This window comes from Saccharopolyspora antimicrobica (assembly GCF_003635025.1).
In the GTDB taxonomy this organism is placed as follows: Bacteria; Actinomycetota; Actinomycetes; order Mycobacteriales; family Pseudonocardiaceae; genus Saccharopolyspora; species Saccharopolyspora antimicrobica.
In genome coordinates, this window is record NZ_RBXX01000002.1 from 5,309,554 (window position 1) to 5,336,356 (window position 26,803).

General features: G+C 72.3%; 24 protein-coding genes. 15 read left to right on the forward strand and 9 right to left on the reverse strand.

The features are described from left to right. Positions 1–55 precede the first annotated feature (55 nt). The 3 genes from ATL45_RS25485 (at position 56) to ATL45_RS25495 (ending at position 2,871) form a co-directional block, all read left to right on the forward strand. The gene (locus ATL45_RS25485; protein WP_093155599.1) at positions 56–1,240 is read left to right on the forward strand and encodes a GNAT family N-acetyltransferase; all 1,185 of its coding nucleotides are present in this window, start codon (positions 56–58) and stop codon (positions 1,238–1,240) included. A 213-nt stretch (positions 1,241–1,453) separates the two neighbouring features. After that, positions 1,454–2,038 (forward strand): TetR/AcrR family transcriptional regulator, encoded by a 585-nt coding sequence (locus ATL45_RS25490; protein ID WP_342775303.1) that lies wholly within the window; start codon positions 1,454–1,456, stop codon positions 2,036–2,038. After that, complete coding sequence (locus ATL45_RS25495) at positions 2,038–2,871, forward strand: MBL fold metallo-hydrolase (RefSeq protein WP_093155601.1); 834 nt, start codon at positions 2,038–2,040, stop codon at positions 2,869–2,871. Before ATL45_RS25490 ends, ATL45_RS25495 begins: the two co-directional genes overlap by 1 nt. A 26-nt stretch (positions 2,872–2,897) precedes the next feature. Here ATL45_RS25495 and scpC read toward each other — a convergent pair whose 3' ends face one another. The 6 genes from scpC to ATL45_RS25525 form a co-directional block, all read right to left on the reverse strand. Further along, the gene (gene scpC, locus ATL45_RS25500) at positions 2,898–4,421 is read right to left on the reverse strand and encodes a succinyl-CoA:acetate CoA-transferase ScpC (RefSeq protein ID WP_093155602.1); all 1,524 of its coding nucleotides are present in this window, start codon (positions 4,419–4,421) and stop codon (positions 2,898–2,900) included. Between the two features lie 398 nt (positions 4,422–4,819). Further along, complete coding sequence (locus tag ATL45_RS25505) at positions 4,820–5,602, reverse strand: IclR family transcriptional regulator domain-containing protein (protein ID WP_093155604.1); 783 nt, start codon at positions 5,600–5,602, stop codon at positions 4,820–4,822. Positions 5,603–5,621: 19 nt separating this feature from the next. Further along, entirely contained in the window at positions 5,622–6,539 is a 918-nt protein-coding gene (locus tag ATL45_RS25510) for a 5'-3' exonuclease (RefSeq protein ID WP_093155605.1), read from the reverse strand. Positions 6,540–6,635: 96 nt separating this feature from the next. Then, positions 6,636–7,517 carry an alpha/beta fold hydrolase gene (locus ATL45_RS25515; RefSeq protein WP_093155607.1) on the reverse strand — a complete coding sequence of 294 codons (882 nt, stop codon included), beginning with the start codon at positions 7,515–7,517 and terminating at the stop codon, positions 6,636–6,638. A 13-nt stretch (positions 7,518–7,530) separates the two neighbouring features. Further along, on the reverse strand, positions 7,531–8,370 hold the full coding sequence (locus tag ATL45_RS25520; RefSeq protein ID WP_093155608.1) for an NAD(P)H-binding protein: 840 nt from the start codon (positions 8,368–8,370) through the stop codon (positions 7,531–7,533). 404 nt (positions 8,371–8,774) lie between these two features. Next, positions 8,775–10,421, reverse strand: a complete 1,647-nt coding sequence (locus ATL45_RS25525; protein ID WP_093155610.1) for a putative PEP-binding protein — start codon at positions 10,419–10,421, stop codon at positions 8,775–8,777. A gap of 111 nt (positions 10,422–10,532) precedes the next feature. Here ATL45_RS25525 and ATL45_RS25530 point away from each other — a divergent pair, with 111 nt between their 5' ends. The 9 genes from ATL45_RS25530 to ATL45_RS25570 all read left to right on the forward strand — a co-directional run bounded on the left by ATL45_RS25530 (position 10,533) and on the right by ATL45_RS25570 (position 18,081). Then, a complete protein-coding gene (locus ATL45_RS25530) occupies positions 10,533–11,294 on the forward strand; it encodes a DeoR/GlpR family DNA-binding transcription regulator (protein WP_093155611.1) in 762 nt (253 codons plus the stop codon). Continuing rightward, positions 11,291–12,235 carry a 1-phosphofructokinase gene (gene pfkB, locus ATL45_RS25535; RefSeq protein WP_093155613.1) on the forward strand — a complete coding sequence of 315 codons (945 nt, stop codon included), beginning with the start codon at positions 11,291–11,293 and terminating at the stop codon, positions 12,233–12,235. The genes ATL45_RS25530 and pfkB overlap by 4 nt, the downstream gene beginning before the upstream one ends. Continuing rightward, the gene (locus ATL45_RS25540) at positions 12,232–12,684 is read left to right on the forward strand and encodes a PTS sugar transporter subunit IIA (protein ID WP_093155614.1); all 453 of its coding nucleotides are present in this window, start codon (positions 12,232–12,234) and stop codon (positions 12,682–12,684) included. The genes pfkB and ATL45_RS25540 overlap by 4 nt, the downstream gene beginning before the upstream one ends. Beyond that, the gene (locus ATL45_RS25545) at positions 12,681–14,141 is read left to right on the forward strand and encodes a PTS fructose transporter subunit IIC (protein WP_093155616.1); all 1,461 of its coding nucleotides are present in this window, start codon (positions 12,681–12,683) and stop codon (positions 14,139–14,141) included. Before ATL45_RS25540 ends, ATL45_RS25545 begins: the two co-directional genes overlap by 4 nt. A gap of 24 nt (positions 14,142–14,165) precedes the next feature. Beyond that, the gene (locus tag ATL45_RS25550; protein WP_093155617.1) at positions 14,166–14,441 is read left to right on the forward strand and encodes an HPr family phosphocarrier protein; all 276 of its coding nucleotides are present in this window, start codon (positions 14,166–14,168) and stop codon (positions 14,439–14,441) included. A 121-nt stretch (positions 14,442–14,562) separates the two neighbouring features. Continuing rightward, positions 14,563–15,105, forward strand: a complete 543-nt coding sequence (locus tag ATL45_RS25555; protein ID WP_093155619.1) for an ArsR/SmtB family transcription factor — start codon at positions 14,563–14,565, stop codon at positions 15,103–15,105. Then, entirely contained in the window at positions 15,102–16,355 is a 1,254-nt protein-coding gene (locus tag ATL45_RS25560; protein ID WP_093155621.1) for an MFS transporter, read from the forward strand. The genes ATL45_RS25555 and ATL45_RS25560 overlap by 4 nt, the downstream gene beginning before the upstream one ends. A gap of 116 nt (positions 16,356–16,471) precedes the next feature. Then, positions 16,472–17,614 (forward strand): M24 family metallopeptidase, encoded by a 1,143-nt coding sequence (locus ATL45_RS25565; RefSeq protein WP_093155622.1) that lies wholly within the window; start codon positions 16,472–16,474, stop codon positions 17,612–17,614. A gap of 26 nt (positions 17,615–17,640) precedes the next feature. After that, complete coding sequence (locus ATL45_RS25570) at positions 17,641–18,081, forward strand: Lrp/AsnC family transcriptional regulator (protein WP_093155725.1); 441 nt, start codon at positions 17,641–17,643, stop codon at positions 18,079–18,081. Positions 18,082–18,367: 286 nt separating this feature from the next. Here the strand turns inward: ATL45_RS25570 and ATL45_RS25575 are convergent, their stop codons facing one another. Beyond that, positions 18,368–19,411 (reverse strand): GDSL-type esterase/lipase family protein, encoded by a 1,044-nt coding sequence (locus tag ATL45_RS25575; RefSeq protein ID WP_246025536.1) that lies wholly within the window; start codon positions 19,409–19,411, stop codon positions 18,368–18,370. Between the two features lie 153 nt (positions 19,412–19,564). Between ATL45_RS25575 and ATL45_RS25580 the strand changes: the two genes are divergently transcribed. The 3 genes from ATL45_RS25580 to hrpB all read left to right on the forward strand — a co-directional run bounded on the left by ATL45_RS25580 (position 19,565) and on the right by hrpB (position 24,364). Next, complete coding sequence (locus ATL45_RS25580; protein WP_093155626.1) at positions 19,565–20,122, forward strand: FxsA family protein; 558 nt, start codon at positions 19,565–19,567, stop codon at positions 20,120–20,122. Between the two features lie 124 nt (positions 20,123–20,246). Then, positions 20,247–21,866 carry an amidohydrolase gene (locus ATL45_RS25585; RefSeq protein WP_093155627.1) on the forward strand — a complete coding sequence of 540 codons (1,620 nt, stop codon included), beginning with the start codon at positions 20,247–20,249 and terminating at the stop codon, positions 21,864–21,866. An 89-nt stretch (positions 21,867–21,955) separates the two neighbouring features. Next, positions 21,956–24,364, forward strand: coding sequence for an ATP-dependent helicase HrpB (gene hrpB, locus ATL45_RS25590; RefSeq protein ID WP_093155629.1), 2,409 nt, complete (start codon positions 21,956–21,958; stop codon positions 24,362–24,364). Between the two features lie 68 nt (positions 24,365–24,432). Here the strand turns inward: hrpB and ATL45_RS25595 are convergent, their stop codons facing one another. Both ATL45_RS25595 and ATL45_RS25600 read right to left on the reverse strand, forming a co-directional pair. After that, complete coding sequence (locus ATL45_RS25595) at positions 24,433–25,038, reverse strand: DsbA family oxidoreductase (RefSeq protein ID WP_093155630.1); 606 nt, start codon at positions 25,036–25,038, stop codon at positions 24,433–24,435. Beyond that, the gene (locus tag ATL45_RS25600) at positions 25,035–26,357 is read right to left on the reverse strand and encodes an amino acid permease (protein WP_211841471.1); all 1,323 of its coding nucleotides are present in this window, start codon (positions 26,355–26,357) and stop codon (positions 25,035–25,037) included. Before ATL45_RS25600 ends, ATL45_RS25595 begins: the two co-directional genes overlap by 4 nt. Positions 26,358–26,803: the final 446 nt, after the last annotated feature.

A 26,803-nucleotide genomic window follows, 5' to 3' on the forward strand; every position in this document is an offset into this window, starting at 1 on the left:
GGACGGGGGCGGAAAATCAGTCGCTTCCGGCGGCGATGACCGGGAGAATCGCGGCGTGATCGACGTGCGCGCACTGGCCGAGTCCGAGTTCCGAGCGGCGAACGACCTGTTCCGGCGGGCCCTGCTGCACCGACCGTCCAAGGACGAGGACTGGGAGCGCAGCAGCGGCCGCTACGAGCTCGGGCGAGTGCTGGGCGCGTTCGACGGCGGTGAGCTGGTCGGCACGGCCATAGCTACGACCAACGAGCTCGCGGTGCCCGGTGGTCGGGTGGCCGCGGGTGCGGTGACCGGTGTCGGTGTCCGCGCCGACCGGACCCGGCGCGGAGTGCTCCGCGGGCTGATGCGCGCGCAGCTCGACGACGTGGCGCAGCGCGGCGAGCCGGTGGCGATGCTGCACGCCTCGGAGGCCACCATCTACGAGCGGTTCGGCTACGGCGTGGCCTCCCGTCACCGGAAGGTGGAGCTGGAACGCGCTCGAGTGGCGTTCCGGGACGACGCGCCGCGGGGCGGCCAGGTGCGAGTGCTGGACTGGGACGCGGCGGGCGCGCTGCTCCCGGAGATCTACCAGGGGTTCGGTGTCCACCGGCCGGGGTGGATCGGCCGGGACGAGGCGTGGTGGTCGGGGGTCCGGCAGTACCTCGGCGAGGGCTGCCTGGTCGCGGTGCACGCCGACGAGGACGGTGCGGACGACGGGTTCGCCGTGTACGAGCCGAAGTCCGGCGCCGGCGGGGCCACTGTGGACGTCCACGACCTCAAGGGCACCGATGCCACTGCGGTGGCGGAGCTGTGGCGGTTCATCCTGGGCATCGATCTGGTCGGCCGCGTGGTGGGGCACGTCCGGCCGCTGGACGAGCCGCTGGAGTGGTGGCTGACCGACCGCCGCCGGTGCGAGGTGACCGAGATCGACGACGACCTGTGGGTGCGCCTGGTGGACGTGCTCGCGGCGTTGCGGGCGCGGACCTACGGCGCGGCGGAACCGGTGGTGGTCGAGGTCCGGGACGCCTTCCTGCCGGGTAACGAGGGCGGCTACCGCATCGGGCCGGACGGCGTCGAGCGTTCGACGGCCGAGCCGCAGCTGAGCCTGGACGTGTCGGCGCTCGCCGCGCTGTACCTGGGCGACCAGCTGCCGTCGACGCTGGTGGCGGCCGGGCGCGTCGAGGTGCGCGACCCGGCGTCGCTCGCGGCGGCCGACCGGTTGTTCGCGACCCTCGAAACCCCTTGGTGCGGAACGGGTTTCTGACCTCAACGCAGCTCGCTGCCCGGAGCGCATGCTCGGCCACAGTGGACTGCTCAGTCGCACTGCGGAGTGCGCAACGCTGACGTTCCGGTCCTGTCGTGCGGGGTCGTGAGTGCATAACAGTGTTCCAGCACCGTTGTGCGCTCACGACCCCTTTCTGGCGTCCGGGGAAGTTCGGACTTGAAAATAGGTAGACCGACTGTCATATTTTCTCTCGTGAAGAAGGGTGCGCGAACGCGGCAGCAGATGCTCGACACCGCGATGGAGCTGTTCAACCAGCAGGGTTACCACGGCACCGGCGTCAACCAGGTGCTCGCCGAGTCCTCCGCGCCGCGGGGCTCGCTGTACTTCCACTTCCCCGGCGGCAAGCAGCAGCTCGCCGCCGAGGCGGTCGCCGCTTCCGGACGGCAGGTCGGCGAGCTGCTGGCGCTGCTGGCCGATGTGGCGGAGCCGGGTGAGGCCGTCGCGGCGATCGTGGCGCACTTCGAGCGGTCGCTGGTCGAATCGGACTTCCGCCGCGGCTGCCCGGTGGCCACGGTCGCCCTGGAGGCCTCCGCGGAGAGCTCCGAGGTGCGGTCCGCGTGCGGCGAGGCCTACGGGCTGTGGCAGGAGCAGCTGGCCGAGCGGTTCGGCGGCTGGGGGATCCCGGCGCAGCGGGCCGCGGAACTCGCCGTCGTCGCGCTGTCGCTGCTGGAAGGCGGGTTGCTGCTGGCCAAGGTGCAGCGCGACGTCGCGCCGCTGCGAACGACAGGAGCACAACTGACCGCACTGCTGGAAGCGGCGCGGGCGGAGGGGGACTGATGCGGATCCACCACCTCAACTGCGGCACCATGCGGCCCTTCGGTGGCCGGCTGGTCAACAGCGCGGGCAGCCGGTTCGGCGCTGCGCGCATGATCTGCCACTGCCTGCTCGTCGAGACCGAGCAGGGGCTGGTGCTCGTCGACAGCGGCATGGGCATCCCGGACGTCACCACGCACGCGAAGCTCATGAAGCAGCGGCTGCGGCTGGCCCGCCCGGTGCTCGACGCCGACGAGACGGCGGTTGCCCAGCTGGAGCGCCTGGGTCACCGGGCCGAGGATGTGCGGCACATCGTGCTCACGCACCTGGACCTCGACCACGCGGGCGGGCTGCCGGACTTCCCGCACGCCCAGGTGCACGTCCACGACGTCGAGCACCGGACGATGCTGCGCGACGTCGAGCAGGACCGCTACCTGCGCCACCAGTTCCAGCACGGTCCGAAGTGGAGGGTGCACGGAAGCACCGGCGGGGAGCGCTGGTTCGGCTTCGAAGCGGTGCGCGACCTGCCTGGCCTGCCACCGGAGATCCTGCTCGTGCCGCTGCCCGGCCACACCAGGGGCCACACCGGCGTCGCGGTGCGGAAACCGGACGGGAAGTGGCTGCTGCACGCCGGTGACGCGTTCTTCCACCACGGCGAGATGGCCGAGCACCCGCACTGCAGCCCGATGCTGCGCTACTTCCAGAACAAGGTGCAGGTCGACGGCCCGCTGCGGCGGCACAACCAGGACCGGCTGCGGGACCTGGCCACCGCGCAGAGCGACCAGGTCGAGGTGTTCAGCGCTCACGACCCGGTCGGCCTGGAGCGCGCGCGATCCCGTGGGAATCCGGACGCCTGAATTCCCGCGAGATCGCGCCGCCGTGCTCAGTTCGCCGCAGCAGGGCGCATCGAGCCCTCTTCGAGGTAGCGCTGGTGCCAGGACAGCGCTTCGCCCAGCAGGTGCGGGGTGTGCAGGCCGAACGACGATTGCAGCGCTCGGTCGTAGTAGTCCTGGAGCGCCGGGCGGAAGTCGGGGTGGGCGCAGTTCGCGATGATCCGCTCGGCCCGCTTCCTGGGCGACAGGCCGCGCAGGTCGGCCAGCCCCTGCTCGGTCACGATGACGTCGACGTCGTGCTCGGTGTGGTCGACGTGGGAGACCATCGGCACGATCGCCGACACCGCACCGCCCTTGGCGACCGACGGCGTGACGAAGATCGACACGTGGGCGTTGCGCGCGAAGTCGCCGGAGCCGCCGATGCCGTTCTGGATCCGGCTGCCCATCAGGTGCGTCGAGTTGATGTTGCCGTAGATGTCGGCTTCCACGATGCCGTTCATCGCCAGGCAGCCGAGCCGGCGCACCACCTCGGGGTGGTTGCTGATCTCCTGCGGGCGCAGCAGGATCCTGTCCCGGTACGCCGCCGCGTCGCGGTTGAACCGGTCGATCGCCGCGGGGCTGAGCGAGAACGCCGTCGCGGAGGCGGTCCGCAGCTTCCCCGATTCGATCAGCGCCAGCATGCCGTCCTGGATCACCTCGGTGTAGGCGGTCATCCCGTCGAACGGCCCGGCGCCGAGCCCGGCCAGGACGGCGTTGGCCACGTTGCCCACCCCGGACTGCAGCGGGAGCAGCTCGCGGGGCAGCCGACCGGAGCGGACCTCCGTTTCCAGCAGGTCCAGCACGTGCCCGGCGATCCGCTCGGACGTCTCGTCCGGAGGTGTGAAAACCGTGTTGCGATCGGGTGATTCGGTTTCCACGACGGCGATCACCTTGTCCGCGGGGCATTCCAGGTACGGCGTGCCGATCCGGTCGGCCGGGCGCGTGATCGGGATCGGCTTGCGCCGGGGTGGCAGCGCGGTGCCGTAGTAGATGTCGTGCATGCCCTCCAGGTGCTCGCTCTGCCACGAGTTGACCTCGAGGATCACCCGGTCCGCCTGTTCGAGCCAGGTCTTGTTGTTGCCCACCGAGGAGGACGGGACGAGACGACCGTCCTCGGTGATGCCGCTGACCTCCACCACCGCGACGTCGAGCTTGCCGAAGGCGCCCTGCCACACGCGCTGCGCGACGTGCGAGAGGTGGATGTCGGTGTAGTCCATCAGGCCGCTGTTGATCTTCGCCCGGGTGACCGGGTCGGACTGGTACGGCAGGCGCAGGTCGATGCCCTCCACGTCGGCGAGCGCCCCGTCCAGTTCCGGTGCGGTGGAGGCGCCGGTCCACAGGCCGAACTTCATCGGCAGTCCTCGCGAGTGCGCCTCGGCGACCCGTTTGGCCAGCGCGCCCGGCACCTCCTTGGGGTATCCGGCACCGGTGAATCCGCTCATGCCCACGTTGGCGCCCGGCTCGATCAGCTCGACGGCTTCCGGGGCTTCGACGACTTTCGCCGCGAACCGCTGGTTCCGAATCCTGCCGGTCATCTCCACCCCTCCATTGGGACAGCAGCGGCCCCCGAGAATGATCACTGGGCCATGTGTGACGTGGATCGTAGGCGCGAAACCAGTCGGAAATGGTTGTGATGCACGACACGACGACTGGTGGCCGTGCTGATCGGATCGTTCCGGAGGCCGCCGACACCGGCCGTTGAACTGGGAAAACGCGATTTCCTCCGAGATGCGGGCGGACGGCGCCGAGGGGCTCCGGACGATCGTGGCTAGTTCGCGGGGCGACTCCAGCGGTCGCTGGGCGAACTTCTCCGGGTTCGCCGTCGGTGTTTTCCGGCGCGATTGCCAACGGCTTCGAATCGAGAAGAGGCGTTCAATGCCAGAGCGGCGAGCGGTGCCGGGCCGCAACGCGGAATTCCGGTCCCGGCGTCGCGCTACTTCTGATGGCCCGCGGGCGGTTTCAGCCGCAGGTCGGCCTCGATCCGGGACGCGGTGGTCACCAGCAGCGGCACGATCTCCCGCCGCACCGCTCCCTCCGGTGCGCGGTGCGCGTCCAGCGAGACGTTGACCGCGGCGATCACCTTGCCGTCCGAGTCGCGGACCGGCGCCGCGACGCCCCGCAGGCCTTCCTCCAGCTCGTTGTCGGAGATCGCGAAGCCCTGCTCGCGGATCCCGGCGAGGTCGGCGAGCAGCCGTTCCCGGGTGGTGACGGTGTGCGGTGTGAGCTGCTTCAGCTCCGCTGATCGCAGCCGCGCCTCCAGCAGCTCCGGTGACATGCCTGCTAGCAGCACCTTGCCCATCGAGGTGGCGTGCGCCGGGAAGCGGGTGCCGACCGGGATCGTGACGGACAGCAGCTTCGGGCTCGGGACCTGCGCCACGTAGCGGATCTCGTCGCCGTCCAGCACGGCGAGCGCGGTCATCTCCCGCAGTTCCCGGGTGAGCCGCCGCAGGTGCGGTTCGGCGATCTGCGGCAGCGACCGGCTCGACAGGTACGCGTGGCCGAACTCCAGCACCTGCGGCGTCAGCGCGAAGCGCCGCTCGTCGTGCCGCACGTAGCCGAGGTGGACCAGGGACAGCAGGATCCGCCGGGCCCCGGCCCGGTCCAGGCCGCTGGCCTGGGCAACTTCGGTGAGCGTCATCTCCGGCTGCTCCGGCGAGAACGCCCGCAGCACGGCCAGCGTCCGTTCGACCGAGCGCAGCACCTGCTCCTCTGGCATCTCGCCTCCTGCGGCAGGCTCAGAGCTCCAGCGCGGTGATGAGCCGGTCGATGCTGGCGCCGAGACCCCAGGTGCTCTGCAGCTCGCGCAGCCGGTCGACGTCCACTTCGGACTTCGGCATCGGGTCGGGGCGGTCGATGACCACCGGCGCATCGCGCGCCACGCGGACCACCGACGGCGCCGCGGCGAGGTAGTCCGAGGCTTCGGCGAGCTTGCCGCGGACCCGCGGCGTCAGACCGGGAGCGCCGCTGTCGGCCGCCGCCAGCAGGGCTTCGAGGGAGCCGAACTGGGTGATCAGCTTCGCGGCGGTCTTCTCACCGATGCCCGCCACGCCGGGCAGTCCGTCCGACGGGTCGCCGCGCAGCACGGCCATGTCGGCGTAGTCGTCGCCCGCGCGCTCGGGGGAGAGCGCGTACTTCTCGGCGAGCTCGGCGGGCCCGTAGTTCTGCGCCTTGGCCAGCCCGGCGCCGATGTAGATCACCCGCACCGGGGTCGGATCGGTGCGCACCAGCTGGAACAGGTCGCGGTCACCGGTGACGACCTCCACCGGGTCCCGGTCCTCGCGCCAGGCCAGCGCGCCGATGACGTCGTCGGCCTCGTAGCCCTCGGCCTCCGCCGTGGCCACGCCCGCCGCGTCGAGCACGTCGAGGATCACCGGGACCTGCGGGGAGAGCGCGTCCGGGACCTCTTCGGCGTCCGGGTCCTCCTCGGCCACGCGGTGCGCCTTGTAGGACGGCAGCGCGTCGACCCGGAACTGCGGACGCCAGTCGTTGTCCAGGCAGGCGACCAGCCGGGCGGGGCGGCGATCGGTGATCAGCTTGGCGAGCATGTCGCAGAAGCCGCGCACGGAGTTCACCGGCGTCCCGTCCGGCGCGGTCAGCGAGTCGGGCAGGGCGTAGAACGAGCGGAACCACAACCCGGCCGAGTCGACGAGCATCAGAGGACCAGTCACCGCCACAGCTTGTCACGCCACGGCGACATCCGGCTCGGGGGCCGTGAGCGCGAAACCGGGTCTCGCGCTCACGGCCCGGTGTCACCGGCGGAGGTGGGCGAGGATCGCCGGGAGCAGGGCGTCGAGCGCCGCGCCCGTCAGCGCGTGCCCCATGCCCGGGATCTCGACCAGCGCCGCGCCGGGGATCGACTCGGCGAGGTGGCGTCCGTGCGGCGGCGGGCTGATCGGGTCCAGCGGTGCCTGGACCACGAGCGTCGGAGCGGTGATGCGAGCCAGATCCGCCCCGCGCGTGGCGATCCCCTCGGTCACGTACCCGTGCGCGATGCTCTGGTGCAGGGTGCCGGTGTGGTCGATCACCCGCTCCTCCCGCCGCCGGAACTCGGCCGGGTCGAAGGCATCGCCTGCCATGATGCGCCAACCCTCGACGCGCCGGTCGAGCTCGGCAGACCGGTCGGCCGAGGGGCCGGCGTGCAGTTCCAGCGCTTCGAACACGCGCGATTCCGGCAGCGGCAGGCCGTCCCGGGACGGTTCACCGGCCAGCGCCCGCGCCACGTTGTCCGCGAAGTCGATCCCCAGTGCGTGGGTGCAGATCAGCGTCTGGCTCAGCATCCGGTGCGGGTGGTCGACCGCGAGCAGCTGCGCCAGGCCCGCGCCCATCGAGAAGGCGACGACGTGCGCCGCACCCACGTCCCAGGCGTCCAGCACCGCGATGGCGTCCGCGGTGAGGTCGTCGAAGGTGTAGGGGTTCGCGGCGAAGTCCCGGTGGGTCGAGCGCCCGGTGTCCCGGTGGTCGTAGCGGATCACGTGGAACCCGCCGCCGACCAGCGCCGTCACCACCTCGTCGGGCCAGAACAGCGCGGACTGGCAGTCGCCCGAGATCAGCAGCACCGGCGGGGCGCCGGGATCGCCGTGGTCCTCGCTCCACAGCCGCGCGGTCCCGGACGTGACCATCCGTTCGGTCATCGTCGGCCCCCGTTCAGCGGAAGTCGGCCACGTGGTCGGCCGCCCACTGCGCGAAGGTGCGCGCCGGGCGGCCGGTGACCTGCTCGACGGTCGGCAGCACGGGTTCCGGCTGGTCGACGGCTTCGGCCCAGTAGCCGAGGAGCATGTCGACGACGTCCTCGGGCAGGTTCTGCAGCAGCTCGGCCCGTCCCTGCTCCGGCGTCAGCTCCTCGAACGAGGTCTGCCGGCCGAGCGCCTCGCCGATGGTGCGCACCTGCTCGGCCAGGGTGATCGACGCGGGACCGCTGAGCGTGTACTTCGCCCCGGTGTGGCCGTCTTCGAGCAGCGCGGTGGCCGCCACCGCGGCGATGTCGGCTTCGTGGACCGGGGCCTGCGCCGCCGACGCGTAGGGGGAGCGCACCGCGGATCCCGAGCGGATGGCGTCGGCCCAGAGCAACGAGTTCGACGCGAAGGAACCGGGCCGGATCGCGGTGCACGCGATTCCGGAATCCTCCACGGCGCGTTCCACCGCGAGGTGCCACGCGTGGCTGTCGGAATTGTGCTCGCGCTTGTACTCGATTCCGGCCGACGCCGAGGACAGCACGACGATCCGGCGCACTCCGGCCTTCTTCGCCAATTCCGCGAATGCCGTCGCATCGTCGTGCGGGAACAGGTACGCGCGCTCGATCCCGGCCAGCGCGGGTTCGAGCGTTTCGGGCCGGTCGAGGTCGCCGGCGACGACTTCGACGTCCGCGGGGAAGCCCGCCGTGCCGGGATTCCGCGTCACAGCGCGCACTTGCGCGCCCGCATCGCGCAGCCGCGCCACGACGTGCCTGCCGACGCTCCCGGTCGCACCGGTCACCAAGAAGGTCATGACAGTCCCGCCTCTCCGCGATTTTCAGTGGTGGTTGCGTTTGGTGTTGTTCTCGCGTTGTGCGGTTTCTTGTGGCTGGGTTGCATCACGGTCCCCTGAGGTGCAGTCGGGCAGGACTCGGGTTGACACAAGGGGTGTCATGAACCTCTCCTGCAACTCGCTTGGTGGGCAAATCCAGATCGGCCGCGCGCAGAACTGCGCTCGCGGCGGACGCAAAGGTACACCAAGAATTGCGGAAAAGGGAAATTTGACAAATTTCCGGAATGCTGTTCTGGGTTTGCCGATTATTTCTCGGAGAGCGTGTTCGTCGCCTTGTCAAACGATTCGCGGAAATCGGCGAACAATTGTCGGGGCCCGCGTGAGCGGCGGTGGCCGGAAGAGCCGCCACCGCCGCTCACGAGTGGTCAGCGCCCTCCGGCGGCGCGACGGGCTCCGGCGGGATCCGTCGCGGCCAGCGCGCTCCGCGCTGCCTGCTGCCAGTCCGGCAGCGTGCGCTCGGCCAGTGCGGCGCCGACCGCGGGCAGGGCTGCGGGATTCATGGACAGGCTGGTGACGCCCAAGCCGGTCAGAACTCCGGCCAATTGGGGGTCGGCAGCCGCTTCGCCGCAGACTCCGACCGGTTTGCCCCGCTCCAGACCTGCTCGGGCGAGGTTCGCGATCAGGCGCAGCAGCGCTGGTTGCCACGGGTCGTTGAGCGCGGCGAGCGCGCCGAGCATGCGGTCGGCCGCGAAGGTGTACTGCGCGAGGTCGTTGGTGCCGATGCTGACGAAGTCGACGGCGTCGAGGAGCGCGTCCGCCGTCAACGCCGCAGCCGGGGTCTCCACCATGACTCCGACGCGCTCGATGCCCGCGGCGCGGGCGCGTTCGGCGAACCACGCCGCCTCCGCGGCGGTCGCGATCATCGGTGCCATGACCGACACCTCCGCGCCGGTTTCCGCTGCGGCAGCGGCGATCGCGGTGAGCTGGCGGTCGAGCAGGTCGGGCCGGTCGAAGGCCACGCGGAGCCCGCGGACGCCCAGCGCAGGGTTGGGTTCCTCGCCGATCGCCAGGAATGGCAGCGGTTTGTCCGCGCCGGCGTCGAGCGTGCGCACCACGACCGGCTTGCCCGCGAAGGGTTCCAGCACGGCGGCGTAGGCGCCGCGCTGCGCCTCGACGTCCGGTTCGGCCGCGGCGTCCAGGAAGCAGAACTCCGTGCGGAACAGGCCCGATCCTTCCGCGTCGGCGGCGATCCCGGCTCGCGCGTCGGCGGCCGAGCCGATGTTGGCCAGCAGCTTGACCCGATGTCCGTCCGAAGTGGTGCCCACGCCGTTCCACCGCGCCCGGCCGCGAGTCGCCGCCTCCGGTTCCACGACCTGCTCGAACAGCTCGACGGCGCCCGCCGCGCCGTCGACCCGGGCGCCTGCGGCATCCGACGCGAGCGCGCCGCGCACGGCCACCACCGCCGGAATTCCCAGCGACCGCGCCAGGATCGCGGTGTGGCTGGTGGGGCCGCCCTCCTCGGTCACCAGCGCCAGCACCAGCCGCGGATCCAGGTCGGCGGTGTCGGCCGGAGCCAGATCGCGCGCGATCAGCACGCTCGGGCCGGTCAGCTCCGGGACGCCGGGCGGTTCGGTTCCGGTCAGCTCGGCGACCAGGCGGTCCCGCACGTCGAGCACGTCGCGCGCCCGTTCGGCCAGGTAGCCGCCGGTCGCGGCCAGCAGCTCGGCGAACTCGCCCGCGGCCTCGAAGACCGCGCGCGGCGCGGGCAGGCTCCGCTCGGTGACCGCTTGTTCGGCCTTGCCGAGCAGCGACGGGTCGGTAGTCATCGTCGCGGTCATCTCCAGCACTTCCCGCGCTGCGCCATCGGCCGCGGCGGCGCGCGCGAGCAGGCGTTGCGCCACGGCTTCCGCGGCGGGGCGGATGCGCGCGGCATCGGCAGCCGGGTCGGTCGGCGCCGGACCGGGCATCGGATCGGGCAACCGGTCATGAACCCGCACGACCGGGCCGGCCGCCCGACCAGGGCTGACGCCGACGCCGTGGTGCGTCTTCGCGGGCAGGGTGCTGGTGGTCATGCGCGCTCCTCGTCGTGGCCGAAGGTTTCCCCGGCGTTCCCAGAGGCTTGACAATATGGCAACACAGGGCACAATCAGGCAACACCAAACATTAACCGGAGGACAACGGGCATGTACGGGGCGGAGCGCCAACAGCTGCTGGCGCAGCGGGCACGACGTGACGGGCGCATCGACGTCACCGCCGCGGCGGCCGAGTTCGAGGTGGCACCCGAGACCATCCGCCGCGACCTCGCCGCGCTCGAACGGCAGGGCCTGGTCCGGCGCGTCTACGGCGGTGCGATCCCGGTCGAGCGGCTGGACTTCGAACCCGGCGTCTCGCTGCGCGACCAGACCAACGCCGCGGAGAAGGAGCGCATCGCGCGCGCCGCGCTGGACCTGGTGCCCAGCCGGGGCACGGTGCTGCTGGACGCGGGCACCACGACCTCCAGGCTGGCCGGGCTGCTGCCCGCCGACCGCGAGCTGACGGTGGTGACCAACTCGCTGACGGTGGCCACCCAGCTGGCCACCCGCAACAACTACAACGTGCACATCCTCGGCGGCCGGATCCGCGGCACCACGCTGGCGACGGTGGAATCCTGGGCGCTGGACGTGCTGCGCGGCCTCACCGTGGACATCGGCTTCTTCGGCACCAACGGGTTCTCCGCGGTGCGCGGCTGCACCACCCCGGATCCGGCCGAGTCCGCTGTCAAGGCGGCGATGGTGGCGGCCAGCCGCAAGCGTGTCGTGCTGGCCGATCACAGCAAGTACGGCGACGACCAGTTCAGCCGGTTCGCCGAGCTCGCCGAGATCGACGTGCTGGTCACCGACGACGGCCTCGACGAGGCGGCGCTCGACGAGCTCGAACGGGTCGAGGCGGAAGTGGTGCTGGCGTGATCGTGACCGTGACTCCCAATCCCAGCCTGGACCGCACCGTGCAGGTGGACCGCCTGGCGCGCGGCGCGGTGCACCGCACCGTCCGCACCCGGCTGGACCCCGGCGGCAAGGGCGTCAACGTCTCCCGCGCGCTGGCCGCGGCCGAGGTGCCGACGCTGGCCGTGCTGCCCTCCGGTGGCGCCGACGGCGCGCGCCTGGCCGAGCTGCTCGCGCCGGAATCGGTGCCGGTGGTGGAGGTGCCCGTGCAGGCCCCGACCCGCAGCAACATCGCGGTGGTCGAAGCCGACGGCACCACGAGCAAGTTCAACGAACCCGGTCCGGAGCTCGCCGCCGCCGAGGTCGCGGCGCTGGAGCGGACCGCAGCCGACCTCGCCGGACGAGCCGAGTGGCTGGTGACCTGCGGAAGCCTGCCCGCCGGGTGCCCGGAGGACCTGCACGCCCGCATCGCGGCGGCGGCCCGCCGCGCCGGGGCGAAGGTCGCCGTGGACAGCTCCGGGCAGCCGCTGGCGCTGGCCTGCGAGGCGGCGCCGGACCTGGTCAAACCGAACCTCGCCGAACTCGCGGAGCTGGCCGGGAGCCCGCTGCGCGACCTCGGCGACGTGCTGGACGTCGCGGGCCGGCTGCGCGCCGGTGGCGTGGGTGCCGTGCTGGTGAGCCTCGGGCAGCTCGGCGCGGTGCTGGTCGCGGAGTCCGGCACCTGGCACGCCACCAGCGAGGTGCCGGCGGTGCTCAGCACGGTCGGAGCAGGTGACGCGACGCTCGCCGGCTTCCTGCGGGCGGGCGGCAGCGGTCCCGACGCCTTGCGCGTCGCGGTCGCCTACGGCGGGGCGGCGGTCGGCCTGGCCGGCAGCCGGATGCCCGCACCGGACGACGTCCACCCGCAGCGGGTGCGGGTGGACGCAGTGGACGAATCAGTGAGCCTCAGCGGAGTGGCGGCATGACTACCGAACTGATCACCCCCGAACTCGTCGACCTGGACCTGGCCGGCACCGACCGGAAGGCCGTGGTGCGCAGCCTCGCCGAGCGGCTGGCCGCCGCCGGGCGGGTCACCGACGTCGAGCGGTTCCTGGCCGACATCGAGGCCCGCGAGCAGCAGATGCCGACCGGGCTGGAAGGCGGCATCGGCATCCCGCACTGCCGCTCCGCGGCGGTGACCGCGCCGACGCTGGCCTTCGGCCGCAGCGCGACCGGGGTCGACTTCGGCGCCGAGGACGGCCCGGCCGACCTCATCTTCCTGATCGCGGCCCCGGAAGGCGGCGGCGAGGACCACATGACGGTGCTCGCCGCGCTGGCCCGCCGGCTGGTGCGCGCGGAGTTCAAGCAGAACCTGCGCGATGCCACCGACGCCGCGCAGCTGGCCGAGTACGTGCGCGGGGAGGTCTCGCCGTGAAGTACGTCGCCGTCACCGCGTGCCCGACGGGCATCGCGCACACCTACATGGCGGCCGAGGCCCTGGAACAGGCGGCCAAGGACGCCGGGCACGAAATGCTGGTGGAGACCCAGGGTTCGGCGGGTTCCACGCCACTGTCCACTGCGGACATCGAAGCGGCCGACGCGGTGATCCTGGCCGCCGACGTGGGCGTGCGCGACCGGGACCGCTTCGCGGGCAAGCCGGTGGTGGAGGCGCCGGTCAAGCAGGCGATCAACGACGCCGCCGGGCTCCTGCAGCGCGCCGCGGACGTCGCCGCGCAGCAGCCCGCGGCGACGCCGGAACCCGCTGCGGCGGAACCGGAACTCGCCAGCAAGGTCGTCGCCGGGACCGGGTTCGGCACCCGGCTGCGGCAGTGGTTGATGACCGGTGTCAGCTACATGATCCCGTTCGTGGCCGCGGGCGGTCTGCTGATCGCGCTGAGCTTCGCGCTCGGCGGTTACCAGATCACCGAGGCGCCGCCGGTCACCGAGCACTTCGACGCGGCGAGCCTGGTCAGCTGGGCGGCGCTGTTCAACCAGGTCGGCTCCACCGCCTTCGAGTTCCTGGTGCCGGTGCTGGCCGGGTTCATCGCCTTCGCCATTGCCGACCGGCCCGCGATCGCCCCCGGCTTCGTCGGTGGCGCGGTGGCGGTGACCGTCGGCGCGGGCTTCCTCGGCGGGCTGATCGCCGGTCTGCTGGCCGGTGCGGTGCTCCTCGCGCTCAAGCGGATCAAGGTGCCGCGCGGCATCGCTGGGATCATGCCGGTGGTGGTGCTGCCGCTGCTGGGCACGCTGATCGTCGGAGTGCTGATGTTCGTGGTCATCGGCAAGCCGATCGCGCTGGTCATGACCGCGCTGACCGGGTGGCTGACCGGGCTGTCCGGGGCCAACGCGGCGCTGCTGGGCGCGCTGCTCGGCGCGATGATCGCCTTCGACATGGGCGGGCCGATCAACAAGGTCGCCTACACCTTCGCCGTCGGCGGGCTGAGCATCGCCACCACCGCGTCGCTGGAGATCATGGCCGCGGTGATGGCCGCCGGGATGGTGCCGCCGCTGGCCCTGGCGCTGGCGTCGGCGGTGCGCGGCAAGCTGTTCACCCCGGCCGAGCGGGCCAGCGGGCGCACCGCCTGGCTGCTGGGCGCGTCGTTCATCACCGAGGGCGCGATCCCGTTCGCCGCGGGCGATCCGCTGCGGGTCATCCCGTCGATCGTGCTCGGATCGGCGACCACCGGGGCGCTGTCGATGGCCTTCGGCGCCTCGCTCCGGGCGCCGCACGGCGGCATCTTCGTCCTGCCGCTGGTGGGCAATGCGCTGCCGTACCTGGGCGCTATCGCGGCCGGGGTCGTGGTCGCCGCGATCGCGGTCCTGTTCGCCAAGCAGATCGGTCGCACCGAAACCGCCGAAGCCGCACCGGAGAAGACCGCGGTCGCGGCCTGACCCCCGCTCGAGAGGAATGACGAGATGCAACGACGAGTCCGCATCGCCGCTTCGGTCGGCCTGCACGCCCGCCCGGCCGCGCTGCTCGCCCAGGCGGCCGCCGCGCAAGCCCAGCCGGTCACCGTCGCCAAGGTCGTCGACGGGGAGGCCGGTGCGCCGGTGGACGCGGCCAGCGTCCTGGGCCTGATGTCGCTGGGCGCCCGCCACGGCGAGGAGGTCGAGCTCTCCGGCCCCGACGAGGCGGCCCTGGACGAACTCGCCGCGCTCCTGGAACAGGACCTGGACAAGGCGCCCGCCTGATCAGGCGCCAAGGGGTCGTGAGTGCGTAACAGCGTTCGAACGCTGTGACGCACTCACGACTCAACTCAACGATCGCCAAGAACCCTTTGCAAAGTGTTCTTGGCGGTTCTATCGTGCTCGCATGGACCGGAAGCTTGACGCGAAGAGCCTGCGCGGGCTGGCGCACCCGCTGCGGATGGAGTTGCTGGGCGCGCTGCGCAGCGACGGCCCGGCGACCGCGACGCAGCTGGCCGCGCGGACGGGCGAGAGCAGCGGGACGACCAGCTGGCACCTCCGGCAGCTCGCCGAGCACGGGTTCGTCGAGGAGGACGCCGAGCGGGGCAACCGGCGCGAGCGCTGGTGGCGAGCGGTGCACGAGCACACCGTGCTGGCCACCGGCGAGCTCGGACCGGACGAGCAGGGGCCGCTGGCGGCCTACCTGTTCGGGGTCGCCGGTGCGCACTACCGGCAGACCACGGCGTACCTGGCCGAACGCCAGCACTGGTCGCCGGAGTGGACCGAGGCGGCCTCCCTGTCGGACACCTTCCTCTCGCTGCGGCCCGAGGAGCTCGGCGAGCTGATCCGGCGGATGCACGAGCTGCTCGACGAGTACCGGCGTCCTGCCGCGGACGGTGACGAGCAGGTCGCCGTGCAGTTCCAGGCCTTCCCGCGTTCGACGCCGTGAACGGCCGCGCGCCGGTCGTCCTGCTGTGGGCCTCGACCGGGGTGTCGGCGTTCGCCACGGCGGTCGCGCTGCTGGTCGTCCCGTGGTTCGTGCTGGCGCTGACCGGCAGCGCGACGCTGGTGGGCGCCACCGCCGCGGTCGAGCTTGCCGGGCTGGTGGCGCTGGCCGCGATGGGCGGCCCGCTGGTGGACCGGCTCGGCGCACGCCGCTGCGCCATCGGATCGGACCTGGCCGCCGCCGCGGTGCTCATCGCGATTCCGTTGCTGCACAACACCTTCGGCCTCGCGATGTGGCAGCTCTTCGTGCTCGCCGCGCTGCTCGGCGCCAGCCGCGCACCGGGGCAGACCGCGCGGCGGGCGGTGGCTCCGGAACTGTTCGAGCGGGCCGGGATGCCGGTGGAACGCGGCTCCGGCGGACTCGACGCCGCCAACCGCTCCGCGCAGATGCTGGGCGCTCCGCTGGGTGGCGCGGCTCTGGCCGCGACCTCGGAAACCACCGCGCTGGCCGGAGTCGGCATCCTCTTCGCGCTGGCAGCGGGGCTGACCGCGCTCGGGGTACCGCAGCTCCGCGCCGAGCGGTCGAGGGTCGGCTATCTGGCGGATCTCCGCACCGGTGCCCGCGCGCTGCTCAGCGATCGTCCGCTGACGATGATCGTGCTGGTGCTGCTGGTGATGAACACCCTGGACATGGCCGCGATCGGGGTCCTCCACCCGATCTACGCCGCTGAGGTGCTGCGCAGTCCCGTCGCGCTCGGTGCCATGAGCGGTGTCCTGGCCGCCGCCGCGCTGCTGGGCAACCTCGGCTACAGCTGGCTCGGGCCGCGGCTGCCGCGACGGCTCGTGCTGGTCGCGGCCATCGCCATCGCCGGGGCCCCGCGATACGCGGTCATGGCCCTGGAGCCCGGGCTGCCCGTGCTGCTGATCGTCATCGCCATCGCGGGGCTGGCCTCGGGTGCGATCAATCCGGTGCTGTCGGTGATCTCCTACGAGCGGGTCGATCCCGCGATGCGCGGCCGGGTGCTGGGTCTGACCAGCGCCGTCGGGTTCGCCGGCGCTCCACTGGGCGCACTCGCAGGTGGTGCGCTGGTCGACGGTGCCGGTCTGGCGGCCGCGCTGTGGTCGGCCGGTGCGGTCTACGCGCTGGTCACGCTGGCGATGGTGGTCATGCCGGTGTGGCGCGGCCTCGACCCCCGTGGCTGCGGTGGGGCGACCCGCGATTTCAATGGAAATCGGACGTCCGATTTCCATTGAAATCGCACCACCCCGGTCCGGTCGTCGTGGCCGCGACACCGGTCGGACGATTCAGGTGCGCACGGGCCCGACCGCCCGCACGTCGGGGCTTCACCTCGGGATTAGGCTGGGGAGCTATGGCGACCGACTCGTTCAAGCAGGATCCTTCCGTGCTCGCCGCCCGTCTGACCCGGGCGGCCGAAACCGCAGTCGCGGCTGACCTCGACGCGCTGCTGATCTCGCCCGGTTCCGACCTGCGCTACCTCCTGGGCGCCGGCGGGGAGTCGCACGAGCGGCTGACCTGCCTGGTGCTGCCCGCCGACGGCCGGCCCGCGCTGGTGCTGCCGAAGCTCGAGGAGCTCGGCTTCGCCGACATCCCGCTGGCCGAGCTCGGCATCGACGTCGTCACCTGGGTCGACGGCCAGGACCCGCACGCCATGGTGGCCGACCTGGCCGGCCGCGGCGGGAAGCCGAAGCGCCTGGCCGTCGCCGACGCGATGGCCGCGCTGCACGTCCTGCCGCTGCGCGCCGCGCTGCCCGACGCCGAGCAGGTGCTCGCCGGGCGCGTGCTGCGGGAGCTGCGGATGCGCAAGGACGCCGCCGAGATCGAGGCGCTGCGCAAGGCCGGGGCGGCCATCGACCGGGTGCACAACCGGATGGCCGAGTTCCTCAAGGTGGGCCGCACCGAGGCCGAGGTCGGCGCCGACCTCACCGCCGCGATCCTCGAAGAGGGCCACACCGAGGCGGCGTTCGTCATCGTCGGCTCCGGGCCCAACGGCGCCAGCCCGCACCACGACGTGTCGGACCGGGTGATCGAGCGCGGCGACGTCGTCGTGATCGACATCGGCGGCCCGATCGCGGAGGGCTACAACTCCGACTGCACCCGCACCTACTCGATCGGCGAACCGGCGCAGGCCGACGTCCGCGAGACCTACGCCGTGCTGGAAGCCGCGCAGCGCGCCTCGGTGCAGGCGGTGCGCCCCGGCGCGACGGCCGAATCCATCGACGCCGCCGCCCGCGAACCGATCGCCGCCGCCGGGTTCGGCGAGTACTTCGTGCACCGCACCGGCCACGGCATCGGGCTGGACGTGCACGAGGAGCCCTACATCGTCGGGGGCAACGCGATCGAGCTGGAGGCGGGCATGGCCTTCAGCATCGAGCCGGGCATCTACCAGCCGGGCCGCTGGGGCGCGCGGATCGAGGACATCGTCATCGTCACCGAGGACGGCGTCGAGAGCGTGAACAACCAACCGCACGAGCTGGTGGTGCTGCCGGCGTGAGCGAGCGAGGCGCAACTCCGGCCGTGCTGGAGGCCACTGACCGCGCCATCCTGCGCGAGCTGGCCCGCGACGGCCGGTGCAGCTTCACCGATCTGGCCGAGCGCGTCGGATTGAGCGTTTCCGCGGTGCACCAGCGGGTCCGGCGGCTGGAGCAGCGCGGTGCTCTGCAGGGCTACACGGCCAAAGTGGACGGTGACCAGATCGGGTTGCCGCTGACCGCGTTCATCTCGCTGACCCCGATCGACCCGGCGGCCCCGGACGACTACCCGCAGCGCCTGGAGCACCTGCCGCAGATCGAGTCGTGCTACTCGGTGGCGGGCGACGAGTCCTACATCCTCCAGGTGCGAGTGGCCTCCCCGCTGGGACTGGAGGAACTCCTCCGCCAGATCCGCGAAGCGGCGAAGGTCTCGACCCGAACGACGGTGGTCCTGTCCACCCCGTTCGAGAACCGCCCCCCGGCGATCTGACGCTGAACGCGCGATTCCCGCGCGCCGACCCGCCGCCTGGCCGGGAACCCCGTTCGTCTGCGAACGGCCAGTCCCCGCCAGGCGGCGCGTCCGGCACGGAGCGGTGTGAGGGTGTGGGGACGCAATTTCAATGGAAATCACGTCTCCGATTTCAATGGAAGTTGCGCACTACCCGGCACGCACCGGCGTGTCGGGGTTCCGACACGCCGAAACCTCGCGCGATTTCAATGGAAATCGGAGGTCTGATTTCCATTGAAATCGCGAAAACCCCGGCGCGGCAGGGGCATCAGGGGTGCGAGGGGAGGGCCGATGCGGGGTCGGTGGCCAGGTGGAGGTTGCCGCGGTCGTCCGGGAGGCAGGACGCCGTTTCCTCAGTGGTGGCGAGGAATTCGCTCAGGCAGCGGCCCAGCTGGCGGTGGCCCGCGGCGTTGGCGTGGTAGGACTCCTGCATCGCGTGCGCCGCGCGGGCTTCGTCCTGGAGGCTCGCCCAGTCCACCGACAGGCGGGTGAACCACTCGCCCTCGCCGGTCTTGGGATCGCCGGTGCAGGCCTCGCGACCCGAGCCCGCCCGGGAGTGGTCCAGGAACCGGGCGCCGACCTGCTGGGCGACCTCGTGCAGCCCGTTCGCCAGCTGGGGAACGCCGGTGTCGCGGATCCACTGCAGGTCGCTGGTCAGGAACGGGCAACCGGACAGGTTCTGCAGCTCGGGGCGGACGTCGGGGCCGACCGGGGAGGCGTAGGACTGCACCACCAGCGAGTAGCTGCTCGGGGTGTACCCGGCGCTGTCCATGGCGGCGCGGATGTCCTCCAGCGCGGTGCGGACCTTCGGCTGCATCCGCTCGACCCGCTGCGGCCAGTCGGTGCGCAGCGTCCCGGCGCAGCCTTCCTCGGCCCGGCGCACCCAGGCTTCGACGCACTGGTTGACCGTCTCGGTGAAGCCCACATCGTTCGCGCCGACCTGCACCACGACGTCGGTGATGCGGTAGCGCTTGGCCAGCTCGGCCAGTTGCGCCGACTGCGAGCCCTCCGCGTGGCCGGAGCCCGGGTCGGCGCCGACGATCTCCGCGCGCGCACCGGAGCAGGCCAGGTTGATGCGGGTCACATCGGGCGGCAGCTGGAGCTGGTGGATCGGTGCGGCGGCCGAGCGGTGGCACCAGTTCCCGCGCTCGCCGTTGGTCCCCACCGCGTAGTCCCCGCCGCCTTCGCCGGACAGCGTGCTGTCGCCCATGGTGACCACCGCGGCCGGTAACTGCTTGGGCTGCAGCGGCAGCCCCGGCAGGTACTGGTCGCTGATCAGCAGCGCGAGCGCCAGCACACCGCTGACGGCCACGAAGAGGAGTGTTTTCGTTCTGTGCGCCCGCATCGGGACGAATTCTATGGGGCGCGTGAGGCAGGACCTCCATCACCTCTGCCCGGTGCGGGAGCATTTGTCGGGTCTGGTTCGTTGTACCCGGTGACTGCAGTCGACAGGAGGGCCTCCGCCGTGCCGATCTTCGTTGTGCTCCTGCTCTCCGTGGTGGCCGAGATCGCCGTGCTGGTCGCGCTCGGCCAGGCGATCGGGGTGCTGGCCACGCTCGGTCTGCTGGTGGCCGGGGCGGTGCTGGGCGCCTGGCTGCTGCGCCGCGAGGGACGCCGCACGATGGTGGAGTTCCGGGAGGCCGCGCGGCTGCGCCGCTCGCCGGACCGGGAGATCTCCGACGGCGTGCTCATCGCCGCCGCGGGGCTGCTGATCATCCTGCCCGGGCTGCTCAGCGACGTCGCGGGCCTGCTGCTGCTGTTCCCGCCGATCCGCGCGGTGCTGCGCAAGCGGATGCTGCGCGCCGCCGAGCGGCGGTCGAAGGAGATGCAGGACCAGGTGTGGCTGCACACCCAGCGGGTGCGCCGGGAGCGCGGTGCCGCCGCGCCGGGCAGCGATGTGATCGACGGCGAGGTGGTCTCGGTCACCGAGGACGACGAGCGCGTTCCGGACGACGGGCCGCGATTGCTGCCACCGCAGCGGTCTGCGCAGGCAGAACGCTCGGACGAGCAGCGGCGCGGCTGATCTGGTCGACGGTCCGTCGGGGTCCGCGCGGTGGCGGGTAAGCTCGCCCGAACCAGCCCATCCGCCGGCGCCGCGCGCCGGTCACCATCGCAGCGGAAACCCGAGACGGGGAAGCACGAAGGACATGTCCGAGACCACGTTGCTGCTCGGCGGACGAATCCACTCGCCCGTCGACGCCGCCGCCACGGCGATGGCCGTGACCGATGGCACCATCTCCTGGCTCGGTTCCGACGAGGTCGGCCGCGCGCTGCACCCCGATGCCGAGGTCGTGGACCTGGAAGGCGCGTTCGTCGCACCGGCGTTCGTGGACGCGCACGTGCACGCGACGTCCACCGGCCTGCTGCTCAACGGACTGGACCTGACCGGCTGCGCCTCGCTGACGGAGTTCCTGCACGCGCTGCGCGACCACGTGGCCGAGTACCCGGGCGCGCTGGTGTGGGGCCACGGCTGGGACGAGACCTGGTGGCCGGAGCGCCGCCCGCCCACGCGCGAGGAGATCGACCGCGCCGCCGCGGGTGCGCCGGTGTACCTCTCCCGCATAGACGTGCACTCCGCGCTGGTGTCCACCGCGCTGGTGGACCGCACGCCGTTGGCCCGCAGTGCCGAGGGCTGGAGCGATTCCGGCCCGCTGACCCGCGTGGCGCACCACCACGTGCGCCGCGCCGCGCGCGATTGCCTCGGTTCCGGGCAGCGCAAGGAAGCTCAGCTGGCGTTCCTGCGGCACGCCGCGTCGCAGGGCGTGGCCTGCGTGCACGAGTGCGCCGGGCCGGACATCTCCGGTGCCGACGACCTGGTCGACCTGCTCGCGCTCTCGGCGCAGGGCGGCGTTCCCGAGGTCGTCGGTTACTGGGGCGAGCTCGGCGCGGTGGAGCGCGCCGCGGAGCTCGGTGCCCGCGGCCTGGCTGGTGATCTCTTCGTCGACGGTGCGGTCGGTTCCCGCACCGCCGCGCTGCGCGAGCCCTACACCGACGACCCGACCACCTCCGGGGTGCTCTACCTCGACGCCAACGCGGTGGCCGAGCACCTGGTGGCCTGCACCCGGGCCGGTGTGCAGGCCGGGTTCCACGTGATCGGCGATGCCGGCGTGGCCGAGGTCTGCGCGGGCTTCCGCAAGGCGGCGCAGGTGGTCGGCGTCCCGGCGCTGGCGAGCCTGCGCCACCGGCTGGAACACCTGGAGATGGTGGACGAGCAGCAGGCCGCCGAGCTGGGCCGCTACGGCGTGGTGGCGTCGGTGCAGCCGGCGTTCGACGCGGCGTGGGGCGGCTCCGGCGCGATGTACGCGCGCCGCCTAGGTGTCCCGCGCGGCACGCGGCTCAACCCGTTCTCGAAGCTGGCTGCCAACGGCGCGCTGCTCGCGCTCGGCTCGGACGCCCCGGTGACACCGGTGGACCCGTGGCGAGCGGTGCAGGCCGCAGTGCACCACCGCACCAGCGGTTTCGGCATCTCGCCGCGCGCGGCGTTCACGGCTCACACGCGCGGCGGCTGGCGCGCGGCGGGCATCGACGACGGCGTGACCGGCACTCTCGTGCCCGGTGCGCCCGCGACCTACGCGGTGTGGGACGCCGGTGAACTCGTCGTGGCGGCAACGGATTCGCGGGTGCAGCGCTGGTCGACCGATCCGCGCTCCGGCGTCCCCCCGCTGCCGGACCTCTCGCCGCAGGCGCCGATGCCGCGCTGCCTGCGCACCGTCCTGCGCGGGGAGACGATCTACACCCGGTCCCCGGAAGACGACGAGCTCGTCTGACCGCCGCTGGCGCGGAGGGCGTCGATTTCGCGCGAAATCGGCACCGGCGGCCCGCGCTGCTGGGCGGATGACTTCGGAGGCAGGTTGTGATGGACCGGGAACTTCCCGATCTGCCGGTGCGGGCGGTGCTCGACGACGTCACCGGAGCGCTGGCCGAGCACGGGACCGCGGTCCTGGTGGCACCGCCCGGCACTGGGAAGACCACGCTGGTCCCGCTCGCGCTGGCCGAGCAGGGCTTGCGGGTCGTGGTCGCCGAACCGCGCCGGCTGGCGGCGCGTGCCGCGGCGGAGCGCATGGCGGGGCTGCTCGGCGAGGACGTGGGGCAGCGCGTCGGCTACTCGGTGCGCGGTGAGCGCCGCCGGAGCGGGCGCACCGTGGTCGAGGTGGTGACCTCGGGCCTGCTGGTGCGGCGCTTGCAGGGTGATCCCGAGCTGCCCGGTGTCGACGTGGTGATGCTCGACGAGTGCCACGAACGCCACCTGGACGCCGATCTGCTGCTGGCGCTGCTGCTCGACGCGCGCGCCGGACTGCGCCCGGACCTCCGGCTGCTGGCGACGTCGGCGACGGTCGCCGCCGGCCGGGTCGCCGAGCTGCTCGGGGACGCCCCGGTCCTCGAAGCGCACGTCCGCACGCACCCGGTGCGCACCGCGCACGTGCCGCCCAACCGCGGTGAGCGGATCGAGGCCTGCGTCGCGCGGGCCGTGCGCACGGCGTTCGCGGAGCAGGACGGCGACGTGCTGGCCTTCCTGCCCGGTGCGGCCGAAATCCGCCGGGTGGCCGGGAATCTGGCCGGGTCCGATGTGGACGTCCTGCCGCTGCACGGGAGATTGCCCCGGTCGGAGCAGGATTCCGCGCTGCGGGTGGGGAAGCGGCGCCGGGTGGTGCTGGCGACGGCGGTCGCCGAGTCGAGCCTGACGGTGCCGGGAGTGCGGGCGGTGGTGGACTCCGGCCTGGCGCGGGTGTCGCGCGTGGACAACCGGCGCGGGCTGTCCGGCCTGGCCACGGTGCGGGTTTCGGCGGCGGTCGCCGACCAGCGCGCCGGTCGCGCCGGGCGGCAGGGGCCGGGCGTGGTCTACCGCTGCTGGCCGGAGCACGAGCACAGCACGCTCCCGGCCTACCCGGAGCCGGAGGTCCGCACCGCCGAGCTGACCCGGCTGGCGCTGGAACTGGCGTGCTGGGGCACGTCGGACGGTTCGGCGCTGGAGTGGTGGGACGAACCGCCGCCCGGTGCGCTCGCCGTCGGCCGGGAGGTCCTGCGCGGGCTCGGAGCCCTGGACGCTTCCGGCGCGGTGACCGACCGGGGCCGCCGGATGGCCGAGCTCGGTCTGCACCCGCGGCTGGCCCGCGCGCTGCTCGACGGGTCCGAGCGGGCAGGCACCGACATCGCGGCGGAAGTGGTCGCGCTGCTCGACAACGACGCGTTGACCAACGACATCGACGTGACCACCGCTTTGACCGGACTGCGGCGTGGCGGACCGGGCAGCGACCGGTGGCGCAAGGAGGTGCGCAGGCTCCGCTCGATGGTGCCCGCGCATCGCGGGAACGGTGACGCCGCGCTGGTCGTCGCGCTCGCGCAGCCGGAGCGCCTGGCCCGCCGTCGCGATGCCGAGTCGAACGTGTACTTGATGGCCTCCGGAACTGCGGTGCAGTTGCCGCCCGGTTCGAGCGTGCGCGCATCGGAGTGGCTGGCCATCGCCGTCGCCGACCGGACGCCCGGCAGCGCCCACGGCACCGTCCGCCTGGCCGCCCCGGCGGACGAGCAGCTGGCCCGCACGGCCGCACCCGCGCTGGTCACCACCACCGACGAGATCGGCTGGGTGGACGGCGACGTGCGCGCGTCCCGCGTCGAGCGGATCGGCGCGATCACCTTGAGCCGGCGCAAGATCCGCGATCCCGATCCGGCCGAGGTCCGCCGCGCGCTGCTGGACGGCTTGCGCGCGGAAGGCCTGGAACTGCTGAACTGGAGCGACGACGCCCGGCGGCTCCGGCAGCGCCTCGGCTTCCTGCACGACGCCCTCGGCGATCCCTGGCCCGCCACCGACGACGAATCCCTGCTGTCCTCGGTGGACAGCTGGCTGGAGCCGGAACTCGGCAACGCCCGCCGCCGCGCGGACCTGCGGATCCCGGCGGCAACCGCCCTGCGCCGCCTGATCCCCTGGTCGGTGGCAGGCCGCCTGGACGAGCTGGCCCCGGACCGCATCGAGGTGCCCTCCGGTTCCCGGATCAAGGTCGACTACGCCGACCGGCCGACGCTCCCGGTGAAGCTGCAGGAGGTCTTCGGCTGGTCCGAAGCCCCGCGCATCGCCGACGGCCGGATCCCGCTGGTCCTGCACCTGCTGTCCCCGGCGGGACGCCCGGCGGCGGTCACCTCGGACCTGAAGTCCTTCTGGGCCAACGGCTACCACCAGGTCCGCGCAGAACTCCGCGGCCGCTACCCGAAGCACCCCTGGCCCGAAGACCCCACCACAGCCACCCCCACCCGCCGCACCAAGCGCTGAAACCGCGTGCTGCCCGACGCCGGCCGAGGCGACCGCGCAGTCGCCTGATCAGCCTGTCATCAGGTGAGTCAGCGGGGGATGGTGGTGTGCTTGTACTCGTTGAGGTCGGGGTAGCCGGTCAGCAGGTCCAGGACCTTCTCCACCGCACTGATCGACGGTCGGGGGTCCGCGCCTGCCGGGGCTCGGGTCATCAGGCGGACGAAGACGGCCTGGTCGTCGGCGATGAAGGTCGGCACACCCCAGACGTCGTGGGAGGACACGAACTGCTCGTGCTCCGCGCGTACCTGCTCCAGCGCCGCTCCGCTGTCGATGAGCTCGAACACCGCGTCGGCCGGAACGTCGTGGTCGGTGAGGACGCGGGCCACCACCGAGCGGTCCTCCAGGTGCAGGCCCTCGTCGTGGCGGGCCGCGAACAGCGCGCGGTGCACCGCCGGGAACTGCCGCGGGTACTCGTCGCGGACCACGACACCCGCCTGCAGCGCGACGATCCCGCTGTCCTGACCGGGTTCGTCCCACACGCTCGGGCCTTCTTCGACGTGCGCCTGGCCCAGCGAGAACGGCAGGTAGCGGACCTGCCAGTCAGCGCCTGCGGCCAGACCGGTGAGCAGGTGCTCGTGCGCGTTGCGGGCGAACGGGCACCGGTAGTCCCAGGTGACTGCGAACGTGGACGTCATGGTTTCTCAACACCTCCGGTCGGGCTCGTTGTTCCGCGGCGGCGGAACTCGTAGCCGGTGAGGACCACCGCCAGGGTCACCAGGCTCAGCCAGAACTGGGAGCGCGTTTCCGGCAGGACGGCCATCGCCGCGATCACCACGAGCATCAGGGCGATGGTCAGGTAGCTCAGCCACGGGAACAGCCACATCTTCAGCGGCAGCTGCGCCGGGTCGGTCCGGTTGCGCAGGCGGACCTGGGAGATCGCGATGATCAGGTACACGAACAGCGCCACCGCGCCGTAGGAGTTGACCAGGAAGGCGAAAACCAGGTCGGGGGAGACGTAGGCGGCGAGCACCGACAGGTAGCCGACGACGGTGCCGGCCAGCAGCGCGCGGCGCGGCACACCGCTGCGGCTGAGCTTGGCGAGCCCGCTCGGCGCGTCGCCTCGCCGGGTCAGCGCGAAGAGCATTCGTGACGAGGTGTAGAGCGCGGAGTTCAGGCAGGACAGCACGGCGGTCAGCACGATCGCGTTCATGATCGTGCTCGCGCCCGGGACGTGCAGCGCCTGCAGCACCGCCGCGTACGGGCTGACCTCGATCTCCGGGGAGCTCCACGGCACCACCGCGACCACGACCAGCACCGAGAGCACGTAGAAGGCGACCACCCGCAGGATGATCGAGCGCATCGCGTTGGCGACCGCGCGGCGCGGTTCGGCCGATTCCGCTGCGGCGATGGTGACGATCTCCGCCCCGGTGTAGAACGCGACGCACGGCACCACCGCGACCAGCACGGCGCCGATGCCGTGCGGGGCGAACCCGCCGTGCGCGGTCAGGTTGGCCAAGCCGCCCGGAGCGCTCGGCCACAGGCCTGCGACGGCCAGCGCGCCGAGGAACAGGAAGACCACGATCGCGGCGACCTTGATGGAGGAGAACCAGTACTCGAACTCGCCGTAGGAGCGCGCCGACACCAGGTTGGTCAGGGTCAGCGAGGTCAGCAGCACCAGGCTGATCAGCCACAGCGGCACCTCCGGCAGCCACAGCTGCACCAGCTTGCCCCCGGCCACCGCCTCGACGGCCACCACGATGACGAAGAAGTACCAGTACATCCAGCCCACTGCGAAACCCGCGCGCTCGCCCAGGGCCTCGCGGGCGTAGGCGTAGAACGAGCCGAGCGCGGGGCGGGCCACCGTCATCTCGGCCAGCATCCGCATGATCAGCACGGTCAGCACGCCCGCGATGAGGAACGAGATCACCGCGGCCGGGCCGGTGGAGCCGATGACCACGCCGCTGCCGACGAACAGCCCGGCGCCGATCACCCCGCCGAGAGCGATCAGGCTCATGTGCCTGCGTTTCAAGCCCCGCGCGAGGCCTGCGGTGTCGACTTCGGGGGCGTGCGGAGAAGGCATGGTGGTTCCTCGAGGTGCGGGAGCGGGTGGCGCGGAGGCGTCACGCGCGACACGCGGCGCTGGTGATGCGGCACGTGTCGACGTGCAGCCGCGCCACCAGGAGCACTGATCTCGGAACCACGGCGCGGAATGCTACGCGGACGGCGGCCCGCGGCGAGGCCTTCCCACATGCCGGACGGCCGTCCGCGAAGAGCGTTGCGACCCGGTTGTCCGGTTCCGGGCGGGAGCGCGAATATCGTTGTACTGCGCGGAGATTCGCGGATGTGGCAAGGCGCTTTGAACCAACATCGGAATGACTTGCGGAGCAAGCCATTCCGTTCCTGACGGCAGAAACGTCCCATGGGGTGCGGGCTTTCGCGGGAGGTGTCGTGAGGCGACGC

Bases quoted from the DNA above. Each gene is read 5' to 3' on its own strand.
- ATL45_RS25495 (WP_093155601.1), top strand. From the start codon at position 2,038: ATGCGGATCCACCACCTCAACTGCGGCACCATGCGGCCCTTCGGTGGC.
- scpC (WP_093155602.1), bottom strand. From the start codon at position 4,421: ATGACCGGCAGGATTCGGAACCAGCGGTTCGCGGCGAAAGTCGTCGAA.
- ATL45_RS25505 (WP_093155604.1), bottom strand. From the start codon at position 5,602: ATGCCAGAGGAGCAGGTGCTGCGCTCGGTCGAACGGACGCTGGCCGTG.
- ATL45_RS25510 (WP_093155605.1), bottom strand. From the start codon at position 6,539: ATGCTCGTCGACTCGGCCGGGTTGTGGTTCCGCTCGTTCTACGCCCTG.
- ATL45_RS25515 (WP_093155607.1), bottom strand. From the start codon at position 7,517: ATGACCGAACGGATGGTCACGTCCGGGACCGCGCGGCTGTGGAGCGAG.
- ATL45_RS25520 (WP_093155608.1), bottom strand. From the start codon at position 8,370: ATGACCTTCTTGGTGACCGGTGCGACCGGGAGCGTCGGCAGGCACGTC.
- ATL45_RS25525 (WP_093155610.1), bottom strand. From the start codon at position 10,421: ATGACCACCAGCACCCTGCCCGCGAAGACGCACCACGGCGTCGGCGTC.
- ATL45_RS25530 (WP_093155611.1), top strand. From the start codon at position 10,533: ATGTACGGGGCGGAGCGCCAACAGCTGCTGGCGCAGCGGGCACGACGT.
- ATL45_RS25540 (WP_093155614.1), top strand. From the start codon at position 12,232: ATGACTACCGAACTGATCACCCCCGAACTCGTCGACCTGGACCTGGCC.
- ATL45_RS25550 (WP_093155617.1), top strand. From the start codon at position 14,166: ATGCAACGACGAGTCCGCATCGCCGCTTCGGTCGGCCTGCACGCCCGC.
- ATL45_RS25555 (WP_093155619.1), top strand. From the start codon at position 14,563: ATGGACCGGAAGCTTGACGCGAAGAGCCTGCGCGGGCTGGCGCACCCG.
- ATL45_RS25565 (WP_093155622.1), top strand. From the start codon at position 16,472: ATGGCGACCGACTCGTTCAAGCAGGATCCTTCCGTGCTCGCCGCCCGT.
- ATL45_RS25585 (WP_093155627.1), top strand. From the start codon at position 20,247: ATGTCCGAGACCACGTTGCTGCTCGGCGGACGAATCCACTCGCCCGTC.
- hrpB (WP_093155629.1), top strand. From the start codon at position 21,956: ATGGACCGGGAACTTCCCGATCTGCCGGTGCGGGCGGTGCTCGACGAC.
- ATL45_RS25595 (WP_093155630.1), bottom strand. From the start codon at position 25,038: ATGACGTCCACGTTCGCAGTCACCTGGGACTACCGGTGCCCGTTCGCC.
- ATL45_RS25600 (WP_211841471.1), bottom strand. From the start codon at position 26,357: ATGAGCCTGATCGCTCTCGGCGGGGTGATCGGCGCCGGGCTGTTCGTC.